This window comes from Rhodospirillales bacterium, assembly GCA_016872535.1.
Taxonomy (GTDB): Bacteria; Pseudomonadota; Alphaproteobacteria; order Rhodospirillales; family 2-12-FULL-67-15; genus 2-12-FULL-67-15.
The window spans coordinates 1-6,450 of record VGZQ01000118.1 but is presented as its reverse complement, the minus strand read 5'-3'; the positions used below and the strand labels follow the sequence as shown (position 1 = coordinate 6,450).

Annotated in this window: 7 protein-coding genes; 6 read left to right on the top strand and 1 reads right to left on the bottom strand. The window is 69.5% G+C overall.

The window, feature by feature from the left end; genetic code table 11:
* Both FJ311_15525 and FJ311_15520 read left to right on the top strand, forming a co-directional pair.
* A partial coding sequence (locus FJ311_15525) for a Ppx/GppA family phosphatase (GenBank protein ID MBM3952844.1) occupies positions 1 to 803 on the top strand: 803 nt, incomplete at its 5' end.
* Positions 800 to 1,489: an RlmE family RNA methyltransferase gene (locus FJ311_15520; GenBank protein MBM3952843.1), complete on the top strand. Its 690-nt coding sequence runs from the start codon at positions 800 to 802 to the stop codon at positions 1,487 to 1,489. The genes FJ311_15525 and FJ311_15520, both read left to right, overlap by 4 nt.
* On the opposite strand, the gene FJ311_15515 is transcribed toward FJ311_15520, so the two are convergent.
* Entirely contained in the window at positions 1,486 to 1,941 is a 456-nt protein-coding gene (locus FJ311_15515; GenBank protein ID MBM3952842.1) for a host attachment protein, read from the bottom strand. The two genes, FJ311_15520 and FJ311_15515, sit on opposite strands and share 4 nt — an antisense overlap.
* A gap of 183 nt (positions 1,942 to 2,124) precedes the next feature.
* On the opposite strand from FJ311_15515, the gene guaB reads away from it, so the two are divergent.
* The 4 genes from guaB (at position 2,125) to FJ311_15495 (ending at position 6,122) form a co-directional block, all read left to right on the top strand.
* Positions 2,125 to 3,627: an IMP dehydrogenase gene (gene guaB, locus FJ311_15510; GenBank protein ID MBM3952841.1), complete on the top strand. Its 1,503-nt coding sequence runs from the start codon at positions 2,125 to 2,127 to the stop codon at positions 3,625 to 3,627.
* A 12-nt stretch (positions 3,628 to 3,639) separates the two neighbouring features.
* Positions 3,640 to 4,983 (top strand): RsmB/NOP family class I SAM-dependent RNA methyltransferase, encoded by a 1,344-nt coding sequence (locus tag FJ311_15505; protein ID MBM3952840.1) that lies wholly within the window; start codon positions 3,640 to 3,642, stop codon positions 4,981 to 4,983.
* A gap of 26 nt (positions 4,984 to 5,009) precedes the next feature.
* On the top strand, positions 5,010 to 5,513 hold the full coding sequence (locus FJ311_15500) for a hypothetical protein (protein MBM3952839.1): 504 nt from the start codon (positions 5,010 to 5,012) through the stop codon (positions 5,511 to 5,513).
* A 159-nt stretch (positions 5,514 to 5,672) separates the two neighbouring features.
* The gene (locus FJ311_15495) at positions 5,673 to 6,122 is read left to right on the top strand and encodes a dCMP deaminase family protein (GenBank protein ID MBM3952838.1); all 450 of its coding nucleotides are present in this window, start codon (positions 5,673 to 5,675) and stop codon (positions 6,120 to 6,122) included.
* Positions 6,123 to 6,450 lie beyond the last annotated feature (328 nt).

Genomic DNA, 6,450 nt, shown 5'->3' with positions numbered 1-6,450 from the left:
CGGCGCGCAGGCCCCGCCGCGCGCGCGGCGTCGCCACCGAGGCCTGCCGCCGCGCCGGCAACGGCGGCGACTTTCTCGGCCGTGTCGCCGTCGAAACCGGGCTCGCGTTCGAAACCATCTCGCCGGCCGAGGAAGCGCGCCTGACGCTGCTCGGCTGCGCGCCGCTACTCGATTCCCGTTATCCGTTCGCCCTGGTGTTCGACATCGGCGGCGGCTCGACCGAACTGATGTGGGTCGCGCAATCGCCGTCGGCGCCGCCCTGCCTGCTCGGGGTAGAATCGCTGCCCTTGGGCGTGGTCACGCTCGCCGAAACCGAGGGCCCCGGCGCGCTCGGCGGCGCCGACTACGACGCGCTGGTCGAACGTCTCGGCCGCGGCCTCGCCGCGTTCGACGCCGCCCACGGCGTCGCCGAGCGCGCGGCCCAGGGCGAGGTGTTCGTCCTCGGCACGTCGGGTACCATGACCACGCTCGGCGGCGTTTATCTCGACCTGCCGTTCTACGACCGCTCGCGGGTCGACGGCCTGACCATGGAAGCGGCACGGGCTTCCGCCATCGGCCGCCGTCTCGCCGCCATGACACCGGCCGAACGCGCGCGCCTTCCCTGCGTCGGCGCCGAGCGCGCCGATCTGGTCGCGCTCGGCTGCGCCGTACTCGAAGCCATCTGCCGGCGCTGGCCGGTGGCGCGGCTGCGCGCCGCCGATCGCGGCATCCGCGAGGGCCTGCTGCTCGAAATGATCGCCGCCGACGCCGCCGCGGGCTCGCGCGCGCCGAGCGCACATGACACGGACTCGCGCGCGCCATGAGCCGAAACCGAACCGGCGCCACCCGCTTCGCGGGCCGCGGCGCAAAGGCACGGGTCCGCACCGCGCGCCAACGCACCGCGTCCTCGACCCGCTGGCTGCAGCGCCAGATCAACGACCCCTACGTCGCGGAAGCCGCGCGCCGAGGCCTGCGTTCGCGCGCCGCGTTCAAGCTCGCCGAACTCGACGGCCGTTTTCGCCTTTTCAAGCCCGGCGCCAAGGTGGTCGATCTCGGTGCCGCCCCCGGCGGCTGGACCCAGGTCGCGCTCGAGCGCGTCGGCCCCTCGGGCCGGGTGGCCGCGGTCGATCTCCGTCCGATGGACGCGATCGCCGGCGCCACGATCCTCGAAGCCGACCTCACCGACCCCGCGACCCCGGCCAAAATCCGCGACGCCCTCGGCGGGCCGGCCGACGTGGTGCTGAGCGACATGTCGCCTGCGGCGACCGGGCACGGGGCGACCGATCATCTGCGCATCGTCGCGCTGGCCGAGGCCGCGTTCGCCTTCGCGCGCGAAATCCTGAAGCCGGGCGGCGCGTTCGTCGCCAAGGTGTTTCAGGGCGGCGCCGAAGGCGCGCTGCTTGCCGACCTGAAGCGCTCGTTCGCGACCGTGCGCCACGCCAAGCCGCCAGCCAGCCGTTCGGAGTCGGCGGAAACCTACGTCGTCGCGCAAGGATTCCGCGTGGTCTAAACCTTTACCGTCTCCTCCAGGTGCGCGGCCAGTTCGGGGATCGGCACGTGGGTCAGGTCCTTGTTGATCTCGGCCGTGATGCGTTTCAGGGTCGCCGCCTTCAGCTGGGCGCGGATCTCGCCCAACGTTCCGGGCGGCGCCACCAGCACCAGGCGCTCGAACCGGCCGCGTGCGGCGTCCGCGTCGAGCTTCTTCGCGACGGCGCGGGCGAATTCCTCTTTCTGCTGTCGGTGCCAGTCGATGCGCGGCGCCAGCGCGTGGCGCGATCCGCCGACGCTTTCCCGCGACCGTCCCGGCCGGTCGCTGCCGATGGCGCGGGTCGGCGCGTGGTCGTGGCGGATGTCGCTGCCGGGAACGATCTTCAGGCCGGCGCCCGGTCGGGCGCTGGCCACCACGTGGGCGCGCGCGCCGTCGGCGATCAGAATCCAGGTGCGCGGGATTTTGGTGGGCATGGAGCGATCTCCCCTGTTCGACGATCTTCCTCTGATTTGATATAGGCCGGTTTCGCCCCGGACGCCAATTGCCAAGGTTTTCCGGGCGATTCGCCGGTTCACCCGCCCTTGGCAAGCGGGTGCGCTCGTGTATGATACCGCGCCTACCGCGCCCCGACATTCGCGCCGCGAAAGGTAGGCCGCATGAGCGCCCCTCCCAAAAGCAACAACAACGGCATCGCCGAGGCCCTGACCTTCGACGACGTGCTGCTGGTGCCGCAGGAATCCTCCGTCCTGCCCTCCGACGCCTCGACCGCGACCCGGCTGACCCGCGAAATCCGGCTCGGTATCCCGCTGATTTCGGCGGCGATGGACACGGTGACCGAGGCCCGCCTCGCCATCGCCATGGCGCAAGCGGGCGGCATCGGCGTCATCCACAAGAACCTGGAACCGGCGGAGCAGGCGGCCGAGGTGCGCAAGGTGAAGAAGTTCGAATCGGGTATGGTGGTCAATCCGCTCACCATTTCCCCCGACGCGACGCTCGCCGACGCGCTGCGCATCAAGGCCGAGCATTCGTTTTCCGGCATTCCGGTGGTCGAAAAGGACACCGGCAAGCTGGTCGGCATCCTCACCAACCGCGACGTGCGCTTCGCCACCGACACGCGCCAGCCGGTGCGCGAGTTGATGACCCGCCACACCGCCGAGAGACCGCTGGTCACGGTCAAGGAAGGCGTGGCGCGCGACGAGGCCAAGCGCCTGCTGCACCAATACCGGATCGAAAAGCTGGTGGTGGTGGACGATGCGTTCCGCTGCATCGGTCTGATCACCGTCAAGGACATCGAAAAGGCCGAACGCCACCCCGACGCCGCCAAGGACGACAAGGGGCGTCTGCGCGCGGCCGCCGCGACCGGCGTCGGCGCCGCCGGCATCGCGCGCGCGGAAGCCCTGCTCGCGGCCGAAGCCGACGTGATCGTGGTCGACACCGCCCACGGCCATTCCAAGGGCGTGATGGAGGCGGTGCGCGCGATCAAGAAGCTCAGCAACCGCGCCCAGGTGATCGCCGGCAACGTGGTCACGCCCGAGGCCGCCGACGCCCTGATCAAGGCCGGCGCCGACTCGATCAAGGTCGGCATCGGTCCCGGCACCATCTGCACCACGCGCATGGTGGCGGGCGTCGGCCTGCCGCAGCTCTCCGCCGTGCTCGAGGTCGCCGAGGCCTGCCGCCGGCACGACGTGCCGCTGATCGCCGACGGCGGCATCAAGTATTCGGGCGATCTGGCCAAGGCGATCGCCGCCGGCGCCGATTGCGTGATGGTCGGCTCGCTGCTCGCCGGCACCGACGAAAGCCCGGGCGAGGTGTTCCTCTACCAGGGCCGCTCGTACAAGGCCTATCGCGGCATGGGCTCGATCGGCGCCATGGCGCGCGGTTCGGCCGACCGCTATTTCCAGCAGGAAGTGGGCGACAAGCTGAAACTGGTGCCGGAAGGGATCGAGGGTCAGGTGCCCTACAAGGGCCCGGTCGCCACCGTCATCCACCAGCTGGTCGGCGGCCTGCGCGCGGCCATGGGCTATACCGGCAACCGCACTGTCCCCGAGATGCAGAGGAACTGCCGCTTCCGCCGCGTCACCGGCGCCGGCCTGCGCGAAGGGCATGTGCACGACGTCATCATCACCCGCGAGGCGCCCAATTACCGCCCGAGCGGCTGACGCCGCTTCGTCATGACTCCCGGCGCGCGCCTGCAGGCGGCGATCGAGGTTCTCGACCAGGCGTTCGCCGCGCCCCTTCCCCCCGACGCGATTCTCGACGCTTATTTCCGCCGCCGCCGCTACGCCGGTTCGGCCGACCGGCGCGCGGTGCGCGCGCGCGTGTTCGGCGTGCTGCGGCGCCGCGCGCGGCTGACCTGGCATGTCGCGCGGGCGAATCCCCGCGCGCAGCAATCGACATCCCCTTCGCCCCGCGCGCTTGCGCTCGCCGATGCGATCGTGGGCGACGGCCTCGCGGCGGATGAAGCGATGGCCCTGTTCGGTTCTTCGGTTCACGCGCCCGCGGCCCTTTCGGACGAAGAACGCCGCGCGGCTCTCGCCCTCGTCGGCCGTCCCCTCGACGATCCCGCCATGCCCGACGGGGTGCGCTTCGAATACCCGCAATGGCTCGACAAATCGCTGCGCGCCGCCTTCGGCGGCGACCTCGCGCGCGACATGGCCGCGCTCAACGCGCCCGCCCCCCTCGATCTTCGCGTCAACGCCCTCAAGACGACGCGCGAGGACGCGCGCGCGGCGCTCGCCGCCGAAAAGATCGCCGCCGTCCCGACGCCGCTCGCGCCTTCAGGCCTCCGCGTCGAAGGCCATCCGCGAGTCCAAAATTCGCGCGCCTTCAAACAAGGCCTGATCGAGGTCCAGGACGAAGGCTCGCAACTGGTCGCGGCCTTGGTCGGCGCGCGGCCTGGGATGACGATAATCGACTATTGCGCCGGCGCGGGCGGCAAGACGCTGGCGCTCGCCGCCGCCATGGGTGAAGGGGGCCGTATCCGGGGCCGCCTGATCGCCTGCGATTCCTCGGCCGAACGGCTCGAACGCATGAACGAACGCCTCGCCCGCGCGGGCGCGGAAAACGTCGAACGCCTCGTTGTCGCCGACGACGCTATTGCCCCACCCGCCGGTCTCGCGAACGCCGCCGACCGGGTGCTCATCGACGCGCCGTGCTCGGGCTCCGGCGCGTGGCGGCGCGATCCGCTCGCCAAATGGCGGCTCGACGCCGCGCGGCTCGCGGAACTCGTCCGCCTCCAGCAAAATATCCTGCGGGCCGCCGCCGTTCTGGTCCGGCCCGGCGGACGGCTTATCTACGCCACCTGCTCGGTCCTGCCCGAGGAGAACGAGACGCAGGTCGCGTCGTTTCTCGAACATAATCGGGATTTCCGGGCGCTCCCCGTCGCCGGGGTCTGGGAAGAAACCTTGGGGGGCCGAGCGCCGACGGGGAACCAGTTCTTGCGGTTGACCCCGGCCCGCCACGGCACCGACGGCTTTTTCGTCGCGGTGCTGGAACGCGGTCCCTCCCCGCGCTAGGCTTTCGCAAAACCGGGGAGGACGGGATGGCGGGTTTTCTGCAAAACCTGACCACGCTCTATCGCAAGGAGGTCGAGCGCCACCACAACCGCCCGTTTCTCGAGGCGGCGATGGCGGCCTGCGCCCTGGTGGCGACCGCGCGCGGACCCGTCACCTTCGCGCAGCGCGTCCGCATCGACCAGATTTTGGAAACCCTGGAGGCGCTCAAGGTGTTCGACCCGCACGAAGGCGTCGAGGTGTTCAACGCCCACGCCGAGCGCATCCTCGAACACCCGCGCAAGGGCCGGGCCCGCGCCCTCGCCACCGTGCGGCGCGCGACCAAGAACCCGGACACGGCCCGGCTTCTGATCCAGCTTTGCCTCGCGGTCAGCGAGATGAACGACGATACCAGCCTCGCCGATCAGATCGAGATCGTCATGCTGTGCGATCAGATCGGGGTCGATCCGGCGGAACTCGGGCTTTACGTCGACAGCGATCCCGAATCCATCCGCCGCGGCGACAAGCTGCCGCCCGTGCGGCGCATGCACTGACACCGGGAACTAGGGATGCGCCATTCACCCCCCACCCTAACCCTCCCCCGCAAGGGGGGAGGGAAAGGAGTCGCGGATCAACCTTTCGCCCCCTCCCCCTCGACGGGGGAGGGATGGGGTGGGGGTGACTCGCAGATTTGTGACGGCGGTTCTTAAACCATGAAACGTTCCCTCGACCGCTGGGACCGCCGGTTCCTCGAACTCGCCGAATTCATTGCCAAGTGGTCGAAGGACCCCTCGACCCAGGTCGGCGCCGTCGTCACCCACACCAAGTCCAGGCGCATCGTCTCGACCGGGTTCAACGGCTTTCCCGCCGGGGTGGCGGATCTGCCCGAGCGCCTGCTCGATCGCGACACCAAGTACGAGATGATCGTGCACGCGGAACAGAACGCGCTGATGTTCGCAGGGTCCAGGGCCGAAGGCTGCACCCTCTATGTCGTGCCGCTGCCGCCGTGCGCGCGTTGCGCCGCGCTCATCATCCAGGCGGGCATCGTGCGGGTGGTCTCGCCGCCGCCCGACTTCAAGCACCCGCGCTGGGGCAAGACGGCGCAAATCGCTCGCGCCATGTTCAAGGAAGCCGGCATCCGCTGGGATTGGGAGCGGGGGTGAGGGCGGCGTGACCAGCCCCGCTTTCGGCCCGGGAATTGAGCTCAGGCGATCGGTTCAAGCCGAGGTGGGCGCGACACCTAGGTCCATGTAATTGTCAATGCCGCTTGGCAATGTCCCGTCATGCTTCGTCTTCAGACTGGCACGAATCTACGAAATCGTAACCGAGTGGCGTTAGTTCAGCCACGATACAAAAATATCTTTGGTAATTAGGGCGATTCGTAACCATGTGCTAGGAGGAAAGGCGCATGGTTATAGGGGGTTCGAGGGTTTTCGGGTGTGCGGCCAACTTTGAGCGGGGCCGCAAGTGCGTTTTCTGCGGGTCGTTCAA

Coding starts and splice junctions, on each gene's coding strand:
- FJ311_15505 (MBM3952840.1), top strand. CDS start 3,640: ATGACTCCCGGCGCGCGCCTGCAGGCGGCGATCGAGGTTCTCGACCAG.
- FJ311_15500 (MBM3952839.1), top strand. CDS start 5,010: ATGGCGGGTTTTCTGCAAAACCTGACCACGCTCTATCGCAAGGAGGTC.
- guaB (MBM3952841.1), top strand. CDS start 2,125: ATGAGCGCCCCTCCCAAAAGCAACAACAACGGCATCGCCGAGGCCCTG.
- FJ311_15515 (MBM3952842.1), bottom strand. CDS start 1,941: ATGCCCACCAAAATCCCGCGCACCTGGATTCTGATCGCCGACGGCGCG.
- FJ311_15520 (MBM3952843.1), top strand. CDS start 800: ATGAGCCGAAACCGAACCGGCGCCACCCGCTTCGCGGGCCGCGGCGCA.
- FJ311_15495 (MBM3952838.1), top strand. CDS start 5,673: ATGAAACGTTCCCTCGACCGCTGGGACCGCCGGTTCCTCGAACTCGCC.